16 protein-coding genes are annotated in these 17,758 nt (G+C 61.0%); 7 read left to right on the top strand and 9 right to left on the bottom strand.

Annotation, left to right across the window (positions count from 1 at the left end; all coding sequences use genetic code 11):
• The first annotated feature begins 23 nt into the window (after positions 1 to 23).
• Complete coding sequence (dapF, locus tag ABSG49_RS00845; protein WP_424024199.1) at positions 24 to 845, top strand: diaminopimelate epimerase; 822 nt, start codon at positions 24 to 26, stop codon at positions 843 to 845.
• A gap of 9 nt (positions 846 to 854) precedes the next feature.
• Here the strand turns inward: dapF and ABSG49_RS00840 are convergent, their stop codons facing one another.
• The 3 genes from ABSG49_RS00840 to larC form a co-directional block, all read right to left on the bottom strand.
• Positions 855 to 2,543: a PAS domain S-box protein gene (locus ABSG49_RS00840; protein WP_424024198.1), complete on the bottom strand. Its 1,689-nt coding sequence runs from the start codon at positions 2,541 to 2,543 to the stop codon at positions 855 to 857.
• A gap of 98 nt (positions 2,544 to 2,641) precedes the next feature.
• Positions 2,642 to 3,316 (bottom strand): DNA repair and recombination protein RadB, encoded by a 675-nt coding sequence (gene radB, locus ABSG49_RS00835; RefSeq protein ID WP_424024197.1) that lies wholly within the window; start codon positions 3,314 to 3,316, stop codon positions 2,642 to 2,644.
• Positions 3,317 to 3,491: 175 nt separating this feature from the next.
• A complete protein-coding gene (gene larC, locus ABSG49_RS00830) occupies positions 3,492 to 4,697 on the bottom strand; it encodes a nickel pincer cofactor biosynthesis protein LarC (protein WP_424024196.1) in 1,206 nt (401 codons plus the stop codon).
• A gap of 42 nt (positions 4,698 to 4,739) precedes the next feature.
• On the opposite strand from larC, the gene ABSG49_RS00825 reads away from it, so the two are divergent.
• Entirely contained in the window at positions 4,740 to 7,157 is a 2,418-nt protein-coding gene (locus ABSG49_RS00825) for a CDC48 family AAA ATPase (protein WP_424024195.1), read from the top strand.
• Positions 7,158 to 7,584: 427 nt separating this feature from the next.
• Here ABSG49_RS00825 and ABSG49_RS00820 read toward each other — a convergent pair whose 3' ends face one another.
• Together ABSG49_RS00820 and ABSG49_RS00815 are read right to left on the bottom strand one after the other, a co-directional pair.
• On the bottom strand, positions 7,585 to 8,391 hold the full coding sequence (locus ABSG49_RS00820; protein WP_424024194.1) for a sulfite exporter TauE/SafE family protein: 807 nt from the start codon (positions 8,389 to 8,391) through the stop codon (positions 7,585 to 7,587).
• 201 nt (positions 8,392 to 8,592) lie between these two features.
• A complete protein-coding gene (locus ABSG49_RS00815) occupies positions 8,593 to 9,048 on the bottom strand; it encodes a hypothetical protein (protein WP_424024193.1) in 456 nt (151 codons plus the stop codon).
• 36 nt (positions 9,049 to 9,084) lie between these two features.
• Here ABSG49_RS00815 and ABSG49_RS00810 point away from each other — a divergent pair, with 36 nt between their 5' ends.
• Entirely contained in the window at positions 9,085 to 10,626 is a 1,542-nt protein-coding gene (locus tag ABSG49_RS00810; RefSeq protein WP_424024192.1) for a class I adenylate-forming enzyme family protein, read from the top strand.
• A gap of 92 nt (positions 10,627 to 10,718) precedes the next feature.
• The gene (locus ABSG49_RS00805) at positions 10,719 to 11,354 is read left to right on the top strand and encodes an RAD55 family ATPase (protein WP_424024191.1); all 636 of its coding nucleotides are present in this window, start codon (positions 10,719 to 10,721) and stop codon (positions 11,352 to 11,354) included.
• A gap of 65 nt (positions 11,355 to 11,419) precedes the next feature.
• Here the strand turns inward: ABSG49_RS00805 and ABSG49_RS00800 are convergent, their stop codons facing one another.
• The 3 genes from ABSG49_RS00800 to aspS are packed head-to-tail and all read right to left on the bottom strand — an operon-like array spanning position 11,420 to position 14,210.
• Positions 11,420 to 11,905 (bottom strand): hypothetical protein, encoded by a 486-nt coding sequence (locus ABSG49_RS00800; protein WP_424024190.1) that lies wholly within the window; start codon positions 11,903 to 11,905, stop codon positions 11,420 to 11,422.
• 47 nt (positions 11,906 to 11,952) lie between these two features.
• The gene (locus ABSG49_RS00795) at positions 11,953 to 12,858 is read right to left on the bottom strand and encodes a methionine synthase (protein WP_424024189.1); all 906 of its coding nucleotides are present in this window, start codon (positions 12,856 to 12,858) and stop codon (positions 11,953 to 11,955) included.
• A 59-nt stretch (positions 12,859 to 12,917) separates the two neighbouring features.
• Positions 12,918 to 14,210: an aspartate--tRNA(Asn) ligase gene (gene aspS, locus ABSG49_RS00790; protein ID WP_424024188.1), complete on the bottom strand. Its 1,293-nt coding sequence runs from the start codon at positions 14,208 to 14,210 to the stop codon at positions 12,918 to 12,920.
• Between the two features lie 417 nt (positions 14,211 to 14,627).
• Here aspS and ABSG49_RS00785 point away from each other — a divergent pair, with 417 nt between their 5' ends.
• From ABSG49_RS00785 to ABSG49_RS00775, 3 genes are read left to right on the top strand one after another with little or no spacing between them, the layout of a single operon-like run.
• A complete protein-coding gene (locus ABSG49_RS00785; RefSeq protein WP_424024187.1) occupies positions 14,628 to 15,863 on the top strand; it encodes a 2,3-bisphosphoglycerate-independent phosphoglycerate mutase in 1,236 nt (411 codons plus the stop codon).
• Between the two features lie 20 nt (positions 15,864 to 15,883).
• Positions 15,884 to 16,738: a polymer-forming cytoskeletal protein gene (locus ABSG49_RS00780; protein ID WP_424024186.1), complete on the top strand. Its 855-nt coding sequence runs from the start codon at positions 15,884 to 15,886 to the stop codon at positions 16,736 to 16,738.
• Positions 16,735 to 17,571, top strand: a complete 837-nt coding sequence (locus ABSG49_RS00775; protein ID WP_424024185.1) for a hypothetical protein — start codon at positions 16,735 to 16,737, stop codon at positions 17,569 to 17,571. Before ABSG49_RS00780 ends, ABSG49_RS00775 begins: the two co-directional genes overlap by 4 nt.
• Here ABSG49_RS00775 and ABSG49_RS00770 read toward each other — a convergent pair.
• Positions 17,535 to 17,738 (bottom strand): hypothetical protein, encoded by a 204-nt coding sequence (locus ABSG49_RS00770; protein WP_424024184.1) that lies wholly within the window; start codon positions 17,736 to 17,738, stop codon positions 17,535 to 17,537. The two genes, ABSG49_RS00775 and ABSG49_RS00770, sit on opposite strands and share 37 nt — an antisense overlap.
• Between the last annotated feature and the right edge of the window lie 20 nt (positions 17,739 to 17,758).

Below are 17,758 nucleotides of genomic sequence, written 5' to 3'. Positions count from 1 at the left end.
TAAAACAATGCAGGGGATTTTTAATGGAGATACATTTTACCAAGCTGCAGGGTAACGGCAATGACTTCATCCTGATCGATGAATTTGAGCACGTTGTCATCCCGGACGAGATGAAAGGGCAGTTCGCCGCGTGCTACTGCGACCGGCGTTTCGGCATCGGGGCTGACGGGGTCATTTTTCTCTCCCGGTCAGAGAAGAGTAACCTCAAAATGCGCATCCTGCAGCCGGACGAGAGCGAGGCCGAGATGTGCGGCAACGGCATCCGCTGCCTGGCCAGGTATGCCTTCGACGCCGGGTACGTGAAAGAGTCCTGTACCGTCGAGACCCCTGCCGGCGAGATCGGGGTTGCGATGGGGTACAGTGAGGACGGCTTTGCCGCGACCGTCGCGATGACCCCGCCGAAGTTCGACCGGAAGGAGATCCCGGCGACCGGCACCGGGGAATACAAGGAACATATCGGGGACTACGATGTCTATGCCGTGAACACCGGAGTCCCTCATGCAGTCATCGTTGTGCCCGCGGTAGACGCGGTCGATATCGAAGCCGTGGCGCCGGCAATCCGCCGCCATCCAACGTTCGAGAAAGGCGCGAACGTGAACTTCGTGGAGAGGACCGGTGACAACAGCATCCGGATCCGCACGTTCGAGCGGGGTGTCGAGGAGGAGACCCTCTCGTGCGGCACCGGGGCAACGGCGTCTGCCGCAGTCGTGCACCGGCTCGGGCTGACCGGGGATGTCGTGAACGTGGAGACCCGCGGGGGGCCGCTCGTCATATCCTTAAAAGACGGGGGCGCCAGGATGGAAGGCCCGGCCACAACGGTCTTTACCGGGATCATCCCGTTCTGATCCCTCTGTTTATTGATCGGGCTTCCGGCCCGTGATGTCCCGGGAGATACTTAAAAATTCCCTGATCTGCCCCATCCCGTCCCGGACGATCCGGGTCGTTGACTCGAACCAAAGGAAGTGTCCGTCCTTGTGCCGGAACCGGAAGGTTGAAGTAACGGTATCCTGACTGCTGCTGCGGATGGCCGAGAGATCCTTCACCACCCCGGGGAGGTCGTCAGGATGCACCAGCGCCAGCATGGATCTGTCCAGCACCTCCTGCTCCGTGTAGCCCAGCAGCGTCGTGACGGACGGGGACGCGTAGGTACAGATGCACTCCGGGGTCTGCCGGTTGATGATATCGACGGAGTGTTCGGCGATAAACCGGTTGTTCCGCTCGTTCTGCCGCTGTTCCTGTTCCGCAGCAACGCGTTTGGTGATATCACGCGACACCCCGAGGACCGAGCCAACCGTCCCCTCCGAATCCAGGATGGGCACCAGTGCATGATCGAACCACCGCAACCCGTTCCCGATCGTCATCGGCCCTTCGTTCCTCAGCGGCTGGCCGGTCGCAAACACGTGCTGGAGTGCCCCGTACTGGCGGGTGGAGGTATCTTTGGGGAAGAAATCACTCCGGGGCTGGTTGATCACTGCTTCTACCGGTTTCCGGAGGACATCTGCGGCCTGTTGGTTGATATACACCACCCGGTCCTCCCGGTCGATCACAAAGATCATGTCCTGCGAGGCCTCGGCAAGGGAGCGGTACCGGGCCTCATTCTCCCGCAGGGCCTCCTCGGCCCGTTTGCGCTCAGTGATGTCCAGTGCCGTGAAGGTGACCCCGGCACCCGGGTCCGCAAGATCCAGGGGAGTGGAACTGAGGAGGATCTCGATCACCCCCCCGTCCTTCCTCTGCCACTGCGTCTCAACGGAACCGGACCCCGTCTTCCGGATCTGCCCGTATTTGACCTCCCCGACGCGATCGTACTCTTCTTGGCTTGCGTACAGTTTCCGGGCCGGGTATCCGATCAGCTCCCCCGCCTCATAACCGGTCATCCTGCAGACCTGGTCATTCACCTCGAGAAGGATACGATCTACAACGACACCGATTCCAATAGGCGCGACGCGGATGATGCTGCGCAATCTCGCCTCGCTCTCCCGCAGGCGGGATTCGCTCTGCAGCCTCCGGGTGATATCTTCGAAAATGACCGAGACCCCTTTCTGGCCATTATTGAAGACCGTTGGTGTGATCCGGCAGAAAAAGGTCAGATTTCGGCCGGGAACCTCCAGCCGGCCTTTGAATTCCGTACCTGCAAGACCATCGTGGAGCCGTGCGAGAACCCGGGGGAACGACTCGTCAAAAAAGGGAGGGATCGGGGAAAACTCGATGTTTTTCCCCACTATCTCCTTCCCGCCCGTACCCAGCAGCTCGATGAAAGGCTGGTTGAGAAAAACGATACGGAGGCTGGCGTCCAGCTGCATCACGAATTCGGATGAGATGGAGAGAACGGAAGAGACCGGCAGCCGCTGGGAGAGAGAGTAGATCTTTGCCATCCCGAAATGACGCATCTCCACCTGGCCGGAGACGAGCAGGTTGTCCAGGTACCGCCCGGCAGTGTTCCGGTTGATGCCCCCGCTCCTGACGATCTCCGTTATGCTGAGCCCCTGCGGGTTCTGCCTCAGGAGGCCGGTGATCCGGGCAGTGATTTCCCTCCTCAGTGCCATTTGTGAGCAAATATTCTGCTTATGAAGATATAATAATTGCAATCTTTCCGTTCTCAGGAAAAACCGAAGGCTGCCGGATTGTTGCTTCGGGCTGGTGATTACCGGGGTCTGATGCCGTCTCCGGTAATCTCGAACTCGAAGGAGGCACCTTCCGGTAAAGACCGGTGCTTGACGAGCCGCGCTCTCCGGAGCCCGGGCGTATCGGTCTTCTCCAGCCGGACGATCACTTTCGAGAGGTGTTCGAGGGCCGTCCCTCCCAGCCCGAAGTAGGTGTTCTTCACGGTGTCCATGTAGACCTGGTTGGTGATGATCACCGGCATCTCGTAGCGCTTGGCATACCCGAGGAGGTGGATCATCTGCCGGGTGAGCGCCTGCATCGCATCCCGGCCTTTTTCGAGATCGGTGCGGTAGAGGGCGGTGGCGGAGTCCATGACCAGCAGCCCCGGCTTGTGCGCCTTGAGGACCTTCTCTGCTTCGAGGATCATCGTGCCCTGGTGCTCGAAATCGATCGGCTCGAACAGGAAGAGCCGGTCCGCGATCTTCTCGGTATCCTCGCCCGCGATCTGCCGGAACCGTTCGATCGAGAATCCTTCGGAATCGATATAGACTACCGCATGGCCGGCCCGCAGGCAGGCGACCGCGGCGATCGTGCACAGGGTGCTCTTGCCGCTTGCGGGCTCACCGTAAAACTGGGTGATCGTCCGCATCTCAAGGCCGCCGCCGATGAGGGTGTCAAGGGCCGCGTTCCCGCTTGTCCGTTTCTCCGTTTTCATCAGGCACCCCCTCCGGTTTCATCTCTGATCAGCATCGGTAAGAAGAAGAGATAAGTGTTCTTGAATAATTCTCTCCTTTCCGGTATTTTACGGACTGGTTTAAAACCCGGCACCGCGGGGAATGAAAATGAAAAGCCGGGGGTTTGAGCGTTCTCCCGGGGGAAAGCTGTGGGGGCTATCTCCTCACCCGCTCCCAGGCCCGCTCCTCGACGATCCGGAGCACCTCCCGGACCGGCACCCCCGTCTCATCGGCGAATGCCTTGGCCGGCTCAAACTCCGCCTTCAGCGTGTACACCGCACCGTGCATCCACCCGTACTTCACCGGCAGCCTCCGGCGCTTCCCGGCAATTTCGATCTCAACGTCTTCGGTTGTCCGGTCCGCGATGAACCGGTGGATGACCGGGATGCAGCGGATGCCCAGCGTCCCGAGTTCTCCGGCCATCAGCTCCGCGAGCTGTAGGCTCGCGGCCGGGAGACAGATCACCCGGATCAGGAAGCCCGGCCTGCCTTTCTTCATGATGATCGGCAGGGCACTCGCGTCCCGGGCCCCTGCCTCCATGAACCGGGCGATCGCGTGGGCGATCACCTCCCCGCTCACGTCATCCACGTTCGTCTCGAGAATGTCGACGGTATCCTCTGGCGGTTCGCCGCTTTTCCCGGCAGGGCCGGTCGTCTCAACGACCATCGCCCGGAGCACGTTGGGCGTATGGGGGGGATCGCGTGTGCCGGCCCCGTACCCGACCGCTATGATCGTGTACGCCGGCAGCACCGCTTCGCCAACAGCCAGCGTGGCAAACTCCGCGAGGAGTGCGGCGCCGGTCGGGGTGCAGAGCTCGCCCTCGTGGTTGCCGGCAACGGCAGTAAGCCCTGACTTCCGGAGGATCGCTGCGGTCGCAGGCGCCGGGATCGGGAAGGTGCCGTGGGAACCGGTCCCAATCCCATAACCGAGCGTGACCGGGAGGATCGCTATACGGTCAACCCCGAGCGTGTGGAGGGCGGTGCAGGCCCCGACGATATCCGCGATCGCGTCATCGGCCCCGACCTCGTGGAAATGAGCCTGGGTCCCGTGCACTTCCTCCTCCGCAGTATTGATCCGCTCAAAGACCCGGTGGGCCATTGCCTGCGCCGGTGCCGGCACGTGGGGTGCGGCCTCGTCCAGCCGCTTCAGCACATCGTGAAGCGTCCGGTGGGCCGGTGTGGACCGGGTGTCGACCTTGAGTGCACGGATCCCGGCCCGGGTGACCTCTGTGATCGAGGGCTCTGCCACCACTGCCCGCATCGCACGCACGACGGTTTCCCTGTCCGCGCCGCAGTCCAGCAGGGCACCCGTGATCATGTCGCCCGCTGCGCCGTGGAAGGGATCGAGAATGAGGAGACGCATTATCAGTACTTATAAATCCCTGCGTATATGACCTTTAAGGTAATGCCAGAAGTGCAATTAAGGGTGGATTCCGCGTACCCCGGCGACCAGGGAGGCGGGAAGGCCCGGCTGGATCCCGAAACGATGCTCGCACTCAAGATCTCGCCCGGCGACCTGGTCGCGATCGAAGGGAAGCGCCGGACCGTGGCCAAGGTCTGGCGGGCTCTTGTCGAGGACTGGAACCAGCGCAAGATACGGATCGATAACTTCACCCGGATCAATGCCAGTGTCAGTATCGGCGACACGGTCAAGGTCTCAAAGATCACGGACGAGATCGAGGCAAAACGGGTCGTGCTCGCACCGCCCGAAGATCTCCCGAAGAAGATCCCGATCGCAAACAACCCGCATGTCGTCAACGGCCTGATCGACTTCCCGGTCGTCAAGAACGATACCGTCCCGGTCATGCTCGGCCTGCCGTTCATCCAGCCGCAGATTATCGGGTTCAAGGTTGTCGAGATCGAGCCTGAGGAAGCCGTCATCATCACCAAGAACACCTCCGTTGAGTTCTCGGATAAGCCGGCCGCCGGTTTCGAGGGCATCAGGCGGTTCTCGTACGAGGACATCGGGGGTCTCAAGGACGAGCTCCAGCGTCTCCGCGAGACGATCGAGCTCCCGCTCCGGCACCCGGAACTCTTCCAGAAGCTCGGGATCGAGCCGCCCAGGGGAGTGCTCCTCTACGGTCCGCCCGGTACCGGAAAGACCCTGATCGCCAAGGCCGTGGCAAGCGAGAGCGGGGCGCACTTCATCCATATTGCCGGGCCTGAAGTCATATCCAAATATTACGGTGAAAGCGAGCAGAAACTCCGGGATATCTTCGATGAAGCCCGGGAGAACGCTCCCTCGATCATCTTCATTGATGAACTGGACTCGATCGCCCCGCGGCGCGAGGACGTGACCGGGGAAGTGGAGCGCCGGGTCGTCGCCCAGCTCCTCACCATGATGGACGGCCTCGAGGAACGCGGGCAGGTCGTGGTCATCGGGGCAACGAACCGGGTCGATGCGATCGACGCGGCCCTCAGGAGGCCCGGCCGGTTCGACCGCGAGATCGAGATCGGCGTCCCGAGCGAGCTCGACCGGATCGAGATCATGAAGATCCACACACGGGGTATGCCGCTCGCCGATGATGTGAACCTCGATACCCTTGCCCAGCAGACCCACGGGTTCGTGGGCGCTGACCTTGCCGCCCTCGCCCGCGAGGCAGCCATCCGTGCCCTCCGCCGCTACCTGCCGGCCCTCGATCTCGATGCCGAGGAGATCCCTGCGGACGTCCTGGATACGCTCAAGGTGCTCGCCAGCGACTTCCGGAGTGCCCAGCGCGATGTCGGCCCGAGCGCGATGCGGGAGGTGATGCTTGAAGTCTCGCACGTGAAGTGGCAGAACGTGGGTGGCCTTAATGCAGCGAAGATCGAGGTCCGCGAGGCGATCGAGCTCCCCCTGAAAGACCGGCAGAAGATCGATGATCTGGGGATCGAACCGCCGCGTGGCATCCTCCTGTACGGTCCGCCCGGCACGGGAAAGACCCTGATCGCAAAGGCCGTGGCAAGCGAGAGCGGGGCGAATTTCATCCCGGTCCGGGGACCCCAGCTCCTCTCGAAGTGGGTGGGCGAGAGCGAGCGGGCGGTGCGCGAGATATTCAAGAAAGCGCGGCAGGTTGCCCCCTCGATCATCTTCTTCGATGAACTGGATGCACTGGCACCGGAACGGGGCAGGAGCAGCGATTCCCATGTCCTCGACAATGTGCTCAACCAGATCCTGACGGAGATGGACGGGCTCCTCGAGCTGAAAGACGTCGTCATTATGGGTGCGACGAACCGCCCGGAGATGGTCGACCCCGCCCTGCTCCGGGCGGGACGGTTCGACCGGCTCGTCTATATCGGTGAGCCCGGTCTTGAGGACCGGAAGACGATCATCGGCATCCACACCCGGTTCATGCCGCTCGAAGGCTCCGCGCTCGAAGAGGTCGTGAAGCTGACCGGAGGGTTCAACGAAGATGCACTTGCGGAACTGGTCGAGAAGCTCGGGAGGGACAAGGCAGTCACTGCCGGGGGTGTGGAGGCAGCGATCCTGCCGGCAAAGGAGGAGAGCACCGGGCTTCCTGCCGGCATAAGGAGGAGACGGTTCCTGGAACTGCTCGGCGAGAAGAACCTCACCCTCACCGACCCGGCCCGCGAGCGCCTCGCAGCGGACCTTGCCGGCATAACCGAGGGTTTTGTCGGCTCGGATCTCGAGGCCCTCTGCCGGGAAGCCGGCATGCTCGCACTCCGCGAGGGGGCAACGATCGTGACCCGGCACCACTTCGACGAGGCCCAGAAGAAGGTTCACCCGACGATGAATGAGAACCTCCGGCAGTATTACGACAAGATCCAGCAGCACTTCAAGGGCGGCCTGCCCAAGAAGGTCCAGCCGCCGGAATACCAGTAAATTATAGTATTGTAAAAAATCAGCTCCTAGATTGGTATTGGGAAAAGCAAATTCTCAATTAATTGAAGTCAAAAGAATCAAAAGTATGAGAAATCCGCCCTCGGGGGCTACGCCCCCGCCGCTCGGGCACCCCCCAATTGCGATAGTGCCGTATTACCTGTTCTGATGCTATCGCAATGCGCCCCGAAGTCGAAGAACGCTTCGCGTTCTTCTCCTGCTCCGGGTCTGAAGACCCTCAGCATCCCCCAGCGGGGATGTCGAATCTCATCAGAGATGAGACAGAAGAAGAACCATCAGGTTCTTCGACTCTGGTGGCGCAAGAGGGGGGCAATCACAACACCTGAAAATAATTTTTTCAGACCAAAAATATGAGATTGTCTCAGTGTTGGGGCTAATTGTTGATAATTACCTAAATCATTATTCTTGTTTACCCGCTCACGAGCATCATCCCGCCGATGAGGATGAGCACGCCGGCGAACACCATCTGCAGGTTTCGCCCGGAACAACGGTGGGCACACCTTACGCCGAACCGTGCGAGCGGGATGGTGGTGACCGCGAGGATCACGAACGTCACGAGATCCATGTAACCGATTGAATACGGTGGCAGGCCCGCCACACCCCAGCCATTGATGATATAGGCAGCAACAGCGCCTGCCGAGGAGAATATGAGGCAGGCCGAAGAGGTGCCGATTGCGGTATGCATGGGATAGCCGAGGAGTATCACAAGGAGCGGCACCAGCAGGACGCCGCCGCCGATCCCGGCCAGGCCCGATACGATGCCGATAAGAAACCCGATGAGGAGATAGATGCCTGTAGATCCGCGGGGTTCGCAGACCTGGCAGCTGTGGACATGCCAGACCATCCGGACCGCCATCAGGATGATCACGAGAGAAAAGAACGTCCGGAGCACGATGCCCGGCAGGTGTGCCGCAAGCGTACCGCCGGCGAGGCCCCCGAAGACTGCGGCACAGCCCATCGGCACGGCGGCCTGCCAGTTCACCGCCCCACGGCTGTTGTGGGCGGTGGCCCCGCTGATCATCGTCGGGATCATCACGGCCAGCGATGTCCCGAAGGCGAGACGGGTGGCAAGCGTGCTCTCCATACCGCCACCCGTATACACCCAGAACTGCACCGGTGTCATCAGGAACCCGCCACCGACGCCGAAGAGCCCCGAGGCAGTCCCGGTCAGGATCCCGGTGAAGAAGAGGCTTGCATACTGCAGGATCGGATCCATGGCACACTCCAAAAATCTGCTGCAGGGATATTGTGTCCCGGGTATCAAGAGACTAACGGGAAATCGCCATGGCAAAGACAATACCTCCGATCATCGGTGTGCAGGAGGATCCTGTCCTTTATGGAAGACCGCTGAAGGTGGTGGGGCAGCGATATGAATGGAGGCTATGATGTTACAAAAAAAGGAGCAGGGATCCGGCCACTATTCGCAGTAGATATCGTTTGCCCACTCTTCTATGATCTTCTTGGGAGGCCTGCCGCCACGGTGGTGCCGCTGCCGGGAGGAGGACCGGTCCTGCTCGGTCTCATCTTCGGCATCGATATCAGTCTCTTTCTCTGAAGCTTCCGCGGGTTTTTCCTCCGACAGCTGCGGCGGGTGGTCGATCCGGTAATGGTCCCGCTGGCCGGCCGGGTGCCGGCCCCGGTCCCGCCGGTCATTCCTTCGCTGTCCGGGCTGGTGCTGCGGGGCCGGGGACTGCTGGGATTGCGGGGCAGGTGTTGGCTCTTTGTCACGTGTCTGTTGTGGCTGCTCTGTTTCTTCCGCCATAAATGTCCGGCTGATCAATCGGGGCAGGGAGAAGAAATAGTTTGGCATGACCTCTTGGATCCACCCGGCCACGCGGGCGACCGGTACCGGATAATGAACAACTATATACATCAGCGTCCAATTCTGTTTAAGAAGAGATCTCCATCCATGTCCAACGTCACCACCCTCCTGGATGCAAAGAGCGTTCCCGAAGCAAAAGCAGCGCTCGTCTGCCCGTCCCGGAACGAGACTTACAATTACAAAAAACTCCGGGACGAGATGAACCGGATCGGCCACGGCCTCCTCACCCTTGGCGTGAAGAAGGGCGACCGGGTCTGCATCTACCTGGACAGCTCGCCGGAATACCTGATCAGTTATTTCGCGCTCTGGCGGATTGGTGCTGTTGCGGTGCCGACCAACATTGTCTATAAAGGAGAGGAACTGCTGCACGTGCTCAACGATGCCGGTGCGATCGCAGTCATCACGGACCGCCAGGGTGGCGGCGTTATCAGCAGTATCCGGAAGGACGCTCCCACGGTCTCCCGCATCATCTGTGTTGGCGGCTCCTGCGAGGGCTCCGTGGCATGGGAGTCGTTCCCGCCCGCCCCGGAGAATATGCGGGCGGCCAACTGCTCGACCGGGGACCTCTGCCACATCCAGTACACCGCGGGAACGACCGGCAAACCCAAGGGTGCAATGCTTACGCATGGCAACTGGATGACGTCACTTGACACGGAACGCGACGCCCTCCGCCTCAGGCCTGTTGATACGTACCTCGGCATCTACCCGATGGGCCATGTCGGGCTCTCCTGGGGGCTCGCAGCGATCCGGGCCGGGGGGACGTACGTAATGATGGAGCGGTTCGAACTCGAACATTACCTGGCCCTCGCGGAACAGTACGAAGCGACGATCCTCGCCGGCATGCCCCCGGTCATCCACTCGCTCGTCCATGCAGCACCCGGGACCGAGGAGCGGCTCCGGCATGCCCGCGTGATCATCTCCGGTGGCGGGGGGCTCCTGCCGGCGGTCTGGGAGGCATTTGACAGGAGATACCACATCCCGGTCGCGAACTCGTACGGCCTCTCCGAGACGATCGTGATCGGTTCGGGCACGACAACGCTGCCCGAGTACCCCCACCTCACGAAGAATTACCAGAGCGTCGGCGTCGCGGTCGGCTATACGGAGATGAAGATCGTGGACACGACCGACCCGGAGAAGGAGCTGCCGTTTGGCGAGACAGGCGAAGTTGCCCTCCGCGGTCCTGCCATAGCACAAGGGTACTGGAACCTGCCGGATGCGACCCGGGAGGTATTCCGTCCAGATGGCTGGTTCCTGACCGGGGATATCGGGAACCTTGATGCGGACGGCATCCTCTGCATCACCGACCGGAAGAAGGACATGATCATTATGTCGGGCTGGAAGATCTACCCCACGGAAGTGGAGAACGTGATCATCCGGCACCCGGCGGTTGCGGATGTCGCAGTCTTCGGTCTGCCGGACGAACGCAAAGGAGAGTTCCCGGTGGCTGCGATCGTATGCAGGCCCGGGACTGCACTCACCGAAGCAGAATTTGAAGCCTACTGCCGGGACCACATGGCGGGGTACAAGATCCCGCGGAAACTGATCATTGTGGACTCGCTGCCCCGGGTCCATGGCTGGAAGCTGCTGCGCAGGGACCTCCGGCAAAAGTTCGGCGGATCGCGCTCCTAATCCGATTTAAGGGGACATTCTGCGACAAAACCGCCGGGAGTCCCGCAAACCATTTAAGCAGATATTGACCAATAATCTTTGGTACATCCCCGATGGCAGTCCCGACAGACACGAGAAGCCGGATCCAGGACATCCCGATTAGCGGGAGGGTCAAGAAGCGGACCACGGGTATTGTCGGCCTTAACCTGCTGCTTGACGGCGGGTTTCCTGAGGGGACCCTTGTCATGATCTACGGGACGCCGCTTGCGGGGGTCGACCTTGCTGCGGCGCAGTTCTGGAAGGCGGAAGGGGGAGAAGAGGGGACGTACTTCATGAACGAAGGGGATGTGGACGTGGGCATGATCGATGCAACCGAGCTGCATCCCGAGATGTACCTCCCGCAGATGGCGGGTGGCAGGATTGTCGTCGACTCGCTCTCGACGATTATCATGAAGTACGAGATTAACGAGGCGCTCAAGTTCCTGCGGCTCGCCCGCGAGGAGATGAGGAAACGGAGTGCCAACCTGTTGTTCGTCGTCTATACGGGTATCCATACGCCCATGGAGATGACCAAGATCATGCGTGCGGCAGACGTGGTCATTGAGTTCAAGACCACGATCACGCAGTCCGACATTGAGCGGACGCTGTGCGTCCATAAGATCAGGGATGCAGCGGCGCCCCAGCGGTTGCTGCCGTTTATCATTACCGACCATGGTGTCGAGGCCTCGACCACGACGAGAGTGGTGTAAGGGCCGGTTTTACCAGCAATTTTTTTCCGACAGCCGGTTGTTATTGCAGGAGTGTATACGAAAAATTACATTTTTATCGGGAACGGGTAACCGGCATCGATCACCGTATACTGCTCTCCCGAAGTCATCAGGAGAACGACAATGACCCGGTCGGTCGTTCTCGTCCCCGTCAGGGTCACGCTGGTGCCGATCTTCGGGTTGTCCCGGATCTCCTGTTCCGTGACACAGTCCGACCGGACCACGGTCACGGTCATTCTCCGGACCATGCCGAGTCCCCGCCCGCCATCGAAGCGTGTGGTGATGTCCGGGTGCTTGGTGATCGTGTTCCGGTCCACCGTGATGCTGGCGTCCTCGTACGCCGGCAAGGTCTGGAACGGTCCCGGGGTGAGCGAGCAGGTGTCGCCGGGAGAAGGTGACGTTACCTGCGCTCCTGCACCGGCCGGGACGGTGGTGGAAGTACCTGAAAAGCCCGGCGTACTCTGGAGGCATCCGGCAGCAAGGAGAACGAGGACCAGGATGATGGGGAGGATCCACCGGGAACACTGATGCATATCAGAATATATCTCCCGGGAGGGGTTTTTCGGATCTGAAAAATCCCCTACAGCGCAATCCTGACTTCCCTTGCCGCATCGCACATGTTCTTGAGTTTCCAGTAGGCCGACTCCCGGCTCCGCATCCGCATGCCGCAGTCCGGATCGATGAGGAGGATCTTCGGGTCGAAATACTCCACGCCTTTCTCGATCCGCTTTTTTATTTCATGCACGGTCTCGATCTCATCAGATGATGAATCGACGCAGCCGTACCCGAGCATCTTCCCCGAGAGGTCCCTGCGCGAGAGGACATCAAGGTTGGATGGGTTTTTGGAGAACTCGAAGTCCAGCACGTTGACATTGTACTTCAGGAGCTCGTCGAGCACGTTTGCAAGGTTCCCGCAGATATGCATGCACGTGGGGACCCGGACCGAAGAGGTGATCAGCTCCACCGCCTGCTTCCCGACGGCAAGATCGGCAATACCGGTCGAGAGGATCGGCTCGTCGATCTGGAGGAGGGTGACACCCGCGGCTTCAAGGCTTCTTGCTTCGATGACGAGTGCAGCGGCGAGGTCAAGCGCGAGTTCCTCCTTGTTCCGGTACATCGGGGTGCTGATGTGGAGGCCGTGGGCGAGCGTGGAGGGGCCGGTGATGATCCCCTTCACTTTCGGGAACTTCGAGATGGCGTACTTTGTGTCGGCGGCCGTGATCGCGGCAGCGGCAGGCTGGATCTTGCCGATCACGTCCTGGCCTTTGACGCCGGGGAGTTTCGATGCAAAGGCCCCGATCATGTCACCCCGGACCTGTCCGTCGGAAATGATATCGATCCCTGCCCCGATCTGGTCGGCAACTGCTGTCTCGACCGCGGAATGGAGCGGGTCAAAGAGGCTCCTCAGGCCGCCGCCTTTTACAACCGGATAGCTCCCGACTACCGTGGTCGCGAGTACCTTATTGATGAAATACGCTTTGGACATGGGAAATACGGGCCCTTTCGTTACAGATCGATTGTTCCTCAAAGAAAAATAGTTCGTGGTCAGGGAACCAGCCGGTGCATGTCCCGTGGGAAGAGGACCGCTTCGCGCACGTTGGATAAGCCCAGCATCGTCATCACCAGGCGCTCGGCCCCGAGGCCCCAGCCCGCGTGGGGCGGCATGCCGTACCGGAACGGGCGGAGGTAGAACTCGAAGCTCTCGGGGTTCAGGCCCTTCTTTTTGATCTGCTGCACGAGCCGGTCATACCGGTGCTCCCGCTGGGCTCCGCTCGAGAGCTCCATCCGCGGGTGCATCAGGTCGAATGCCTTGCAGATCGAGGGATCGTTCTCGTACTGCATCGCGTAGTACGGGCGGATCTCGCTGGGCCAGTCCACGATAAAGTAGTGGCCGCCCATCTCGGCACCGATTGCCCGCTCGGCCGCGGGGCTGATGTCGTCGCCATACTTGATCGGCTCGTCGAGTTTCTTCTTCGCGATCACGATCGCCTCGCCATACGTGATCCGGGGGAACGGGGCTTTCGGCAGGGGGAAGTCGGTGATCTCCAGGTTTGCGAGCTGGGCGGGACATTTCGCATCCACGTACGCGTAGGTCTTCACGATCAGGTCTTCGAGGATGCGCATCACCTCGATGTGGTCGGCAAACGAGACTTCAATATCGATACTCGTCGCCTCATTGAGGTGTTTCGTGGTGTTGTGCTCCTCGGCCCGGAAGATCGGCCCGATCTCGTACACCTTCTCGCAGCCGGCGGCCATCATCATCTGCTTGTAGAGCTGCGGGCTCTGGTTCAGGAAGGCTTCCCGGTCGAAGTAGGCGATCGGGAAAAGTTCGGTGCCGCCCTCGGTGGCTGCAGCCACGATCTTGGGGGTGGTGATATTCGTAAACCCGTTGTCATGGAAGTACTGGTTGATGGCATGGAGCGCAGCGCTGCGGATCTCAAAAACAGCAGCAACGCGGGGCCTCCGCACATCGAGGAACCGGGCGTCGAGCCGGGTATCGAGTTCTGCCGGAACCTTTTCGGAGACATCGAGCGGGAGCGGGGTCTCGGCGAGGCTCACGATCTCGATGGTCTCGGGCACAAGCTCACGGCCGCCGGGGGCCTTGTCGATTGCCTTGACCAGGCCGGTGACCCGGACAACCGATTCACGGGAGACCGCTTTCATGGCTGCAAGGACGCCTTCCGATACTTTCTTCTTCGGGATCGTCACCTGGATGATGCCGGTCCGGTCGCGGATGAGCATGAAGGCGAGGCCGCCGAGGTCCCTGACCTCGTGAACCCAGCCGCAGACTTCCGCGAATCCGCAGTCCGGTGTGACTGACTGGATGGGTATACGCATTTAAATTCCTATAACAATGGGTCGGGGGGGATTATGGATTTTTGGGGAGACTGCCGTTCCCGCAGGGAAGGGCAGGCTGGAGAAGAAATTCCGCAGGAATTTCTTCGACCAGATCCTTTGGAGTGAGGTCCAGGCCGGGGGATACCGCCAGGAATTTCTTCGACCAGATCCTTTGGAGTGAGGTCCAGGCCGGGGGATACCGCCAGGAATTTCTTCGACTGATATCTCCTTCTCCTGGTTCCCGAATGGAAGAGCCGGCCGGAGCCCCGGGAGCATCCGGCATCTCCCGGGGATAACAGTATGAGATTGGGGTTCGACAAGTCGAAGAACGCTGATGCGTTCTTCTCTTGTCTCACCCTCACTGACGGGAGGGTTCGACAAACCTAATTACCCCGCCCGCCCAACCATTCCATACGAATGACCGCGAATAAAATCCTCTTCCTCGTGCTGGACGGGATCTCAGACCGGCCGAACCCGTCACTTGGCGGCACGACCCCGCTCGCCGCGGCAAGGACGCCGGTGCTGGACCGGCTTGCCGCTGAAGGGATCTGCGGGATCATGGATACCATCGGCCCCGGCATCCGGCCCGGGTCCGACACCGCCCACCTCGCCCTGCTCGGCTACGACCCGTACAAGTACTACACCGGGCGGGGCCCGCTCGAATGCGAGGGCTCGGGGATCCACATGGAGCCCGGCATGATCGGGTTCCGGTGCAACTACGCGACCGTTTCGAAGGACGGGAAGGTTCTCGACCGGCGGGCGGGACGTATCCACGACACCGCTGTACTGAGTAAAGCGATCCAGGACGGGGTCGACCTCTCGAAGTTCGGCGTCGAGTTCACGTTCCGCTCGGGAGCGGGACACCGGGCCGCCCTTGCCCTGAAGGGTGTTGGCCTCGGGCACTGTGTCACCTCGAACGACCCGAAGAAGGAGGGTGTGCCGCCGCTCACGATCACTGCGGTCAAAAAGGCAGCAAACCACGAGAAGACTGCCGCAGTCTGCAACGAGTTCGTGAAGCAGTCCATGCCGATCCTCTTTGACCACCCGATCAACAAGGACCGGGTGAAGAACAGCCTCAACCCGGCGAACATCGTGCTCATGCGGGGCGCCGGCGAGATGGGGCACTTCGAGCCTTTTTTTGAGAAGTACGGTCTCAACGGCAGCGTGATTGCCGCCGCCAGCCTGATCAACGGCATCGGCAGCGCCGTCGGCCTCACCCGGGTCCCCGTGCCGGGCATCACCGGCTCGCAGGACAGCAATATCGCGGGCAAGATTGCGGCTGCACAGAAGGAGCTCGATTCGAAGGACTTCGTGCTCGTCAACATCAAGGGCGCCGACGAGTCCGGCCACGACGGGCTCGCGGAGCAGAAGAAGAACTTCATAGAAAAGATCGACGCGGTGCTCGAACCGCTGCTCGACCGGAAGGACTGCATCATCATCATCTGCGGCGACCACTCCACCCCCTGCACCCTCAAGGACCATTCCGCCGACCCGGTACCGCTCATCATCCGGGGCGACGGGGTACGCACGGACGACGTGGTCCGGTTTGACGAATACACCTGCGCGAAAGGCGGGCTCTGCCGGATACCGGGCACGGCCCTGATGCCCATCGCGCTCGACCTCATCAACAGGACGCACAAGTTCGGGGCCTGAACGGCACCCTTTGGTGATGCATGAAAGAACGCACCGTGAAAGACTGGCACAGGCACTGCCTGCTTCCTGACGGGACCGAACTCCAGGAACACAGCATCAAGACCGACCGGAACATCGTGATCGGCGAGTTTTGCCAGATCGACTACGGGCTCCGGGGCAACGATGTCTTCGTGGGCGAGTCCTCGAAGATCCGCGAGTACATCTGGGCGAACGGCGACACCCGGATCGGGAACTGGTCCGAGATCGGCGGCGACGTGATCGCAAAAGAGGACGCCTACATCGGCGAGGGCGTGAAGATCAACGGGAAACTCTCCGTTGCGGGAGCCCTCGATATCGGCGAGAAGGTCGAGATCCGGGACGGGTTCGAAGCAAAGGGCGACATCGAGGTCAGGAACCCGATGCCGGTCTTCATGTTCATCATCATCTACTTAATGACCCTCCTCCATCTCGAGAACGAGAAGGAACTCGACCGGCTCCTCGACGACCTCTTCTCGGAAGACGAGGAGAAGAGGGAGATCCCGCTCATGATCCCCGCCCGCTCGAAGCTGAACATGAAGTTCTTTGCGGTTCCCTCCACGATGAAGATCGGCAGGGGCTGCCGGCTGCACGGGAACATCCGGGCCGGGTCCATCGACGTCCAGCAGAACACGGTCATCTTCGGGAGCCTCCGGGCGAAGAACCGGATCACCGTAGTCGACGGCGTCACGGTCCACGGGAACGTGGAGAGCGGCTCGACCGTGTTCGTGAAGAAAGGGGCCCATATCCTTGGCGACGTGAAGGCGAAGTCGATCGTGCTCCACGAAGAGGCAAAGATTGACGGGACGATCGAGGCGCCGCACGGCCTGCGGATCGAACGGGGGAACCAAAAACCATGAAGGCGGCGGAGATCCTCGGGGTTGATGCGGTCACATTCGTCGAGCCGGCCTTTGCCGCCCTCACCGATACCGGGTTCAACGCCGTCCTTGCAAAAACCCCGGGCGATGAGGGGCGCCTCCTCGTAGACGAACACGAGGAACCGGTAGCGCTCGCGTTCCGGGGGACGGATGGCTGGACGGCCGGGTCGTTTCTCTGCCGGAACCCGTCCCTTGCCCTGATCGAGCGGTTCGAGAATGTCAGCGGCGAGATCTTCCAGGAGGACCGGGCGGTCTGGGCCGCAGCGGTACGGGAGCATTACAGCATGGCACTCCTCGCGGCGGTCCCCCCCTCCATGGAAGACCTCAACCCGAAGCGCAGGGGCATCCTCACCGATCTCATCAGGGGGTTCTGGGGAACGGGAAACGGCGGGACCTGCATCGACGCCTGCTGTGGTTCCGGCGTGGGATCGCTCGTCCTGCGGGATCTCGGCTACGCCCCGCTCTCGTACGACAATGACGAGACCCTCCTCTGCCGGGGCCTGACCGAGAAACGACTCCTCCCGGAGGAGACGATGTGGCTGGACGCGACGATCGCCTCGCAGTACATCCAGCCCGTTCCAAAAGGTATCGGGATCATGATGGGCGAGATCAACAGCTTCTCGCAGGACATGTGGCAGCGGATCGTCAGCGAGCTCTTCGCGTTATCGCAGGAGACCATCATCACGGTCGGGACGGAACCGGAAGCCCTGCTCATCCGGAGCTGGGGCGAGGAACTGGGCAGCGCAGTCGAGGTCTCAGAAAACCCGGCCGACCCGATCTATGATTTGTGGGTATGCCGGTCGACGGCAAAATGAAGGCCTGCCGATACTTCCAAAAATCCAGCCCGTTCACTCCACCGGAGGAGGGGGACACGTTTCAGCCGCTTGCTGACCGCAGTGCCATCGCCGGTAAGAGTATCGGGCGGTGGCGTACAGGACCGGATGCTCCGCTCCTTCCCGGTATCCATGGGCATGCCTTGCATGGTTGGAAAGGTAAACTAGG

The sequence above is a fragment of the Methanoregula sp. genome, from assembly GCF_049510175.1.
GTDB lineage: Archaea > Halobacteriota > Methanomicrobia > Methanomicrobiales > Methanospirillaceae > Methanoregula.
Note: the sequence above shows the minus strand (reverse complement) of the source record. Positions and strands in the feature narration are given on the sequence as shown.

What these genes read in the sequence shown, in the direction of transcription:
- dapF (WP_424024199.1), top strand. Translation starts at nt 24, where the DNA reads ATGGAGATACATTTTACCAAGCTGCAGGGTAACGGCAATGACTTCATC.
- ABSG49_RS00840 (WP_424024198.1), bottom strand. Translation starts at nt 2,543, where the DNA reads ATGGCACTGAGGAGGGAAATCACTGCCCGGATCACCGGCCTCCTGAGG.
- radB (WP_424024197.1), bottom strand. Translation starts at nt 3,316, where the DNA reads ATGAAAACGGAGAAACGGACAAGCGGGAACGCGGCCCTTGACACCCTC.
- larC (WP_424024196.1), bottom strand. Translation starts at nt 4,697, where the DNA reads ATGCGTCTCCTCATTCTCGATCCCTTCCACGGCGCAGCGGGCGACATG.
- ABSG49_RS00825 (WP_424024195.1), top strand. Translation starts at nt 4,740, where the DNA reads ATGCCAGAAGTGCAATTAAGGGTGGATTCCGCGTACCCCGGCGACCAG.
- ABSG49_RS00820 (WP_424024194.1), bottom strand. Translation starts at nt 8,391, where the DNA reads ATGGATCCGATCCTGCAGTATGCAAGCCTCTTCTTCACCGGGATCCTG.
- ABSG49_RS00815 (WP_424024193.1), bottom strand. Translation starts at nt 9,048, where the DNA reads ATGTATATAGTTGTTCATTATCCGGTACCGGTCGCCCGCGTGGCCGGG.
- ABSG49_RS00810 (WP_424024192.1), top strand. Translation starts at nt 9,085, where the DNA reads ATGTCCAACGTCACCACCCTCCTGGATGCAAAGAGCGTTCCCGAAGCA.
- ABSG49_RS00805 (WP_424024191.1), top strand. Translation starts at nt 10,719, where the DNA reads ATGGCAGTCCCGACAGACACGAGAAGCCGGATCCAGGACATCCCGATT.
- ABSG49_RS00800 (WP_424024190.1), bottom strand. Translation starts at nt 11,905, where the DNA reads ATGCATCAGTGTTCCCGGTGGATCCTCCCCATCATCCTGGTCCTCGTT.
- ABSG49_RS00795 (WP_424024189.1), bottom strand. Translation starts at nt 12,858, where the DNA reads ATGTCCAAAGCGTATTTCATCAATAAGGTACTCGCGACCACGGTAGTC.
- aspS (WP_424024188.1), bottom strand. Translation starts at nt 14,210, where the DNA reads ATGCGTATACCCATCCAGTCAGTCACACCGGACTGCGGATTCGCGGAA.
- ABSG49_RS00785 (WP_424024187.1), top strand. Translation starts at nt 14,628, where the DNA reads ATGACCGCGAATAAAATCCTCTTCCTCGTGCTGGACGGGATCTCAGAC.
- ABSG49_RS00780 (WP_424024186.1), top strand. Translation starts at nt 15,884, where the DNA reads ATGAAAGAACGCACCGTGAAAGACTGGCACAGGCACTGCCTGCTTCCT.
- ABSG49_RS00775 (WP_424024185.1), top strand. Translation starts at nt 16,735, where the DNA reads ATGAAGGCGGCGGAGATCCTCGGGGTTGATGCGGTCACATTCGTCGAG.
- ABSG49_RS00770 (WP_424024184.1), bottom strand. Translation starts at nt 17,738, where the DNA reads ATGCAAGGCATGCCCATGGATACCGGGAAGGAGCGGAGCATCCGGTCC.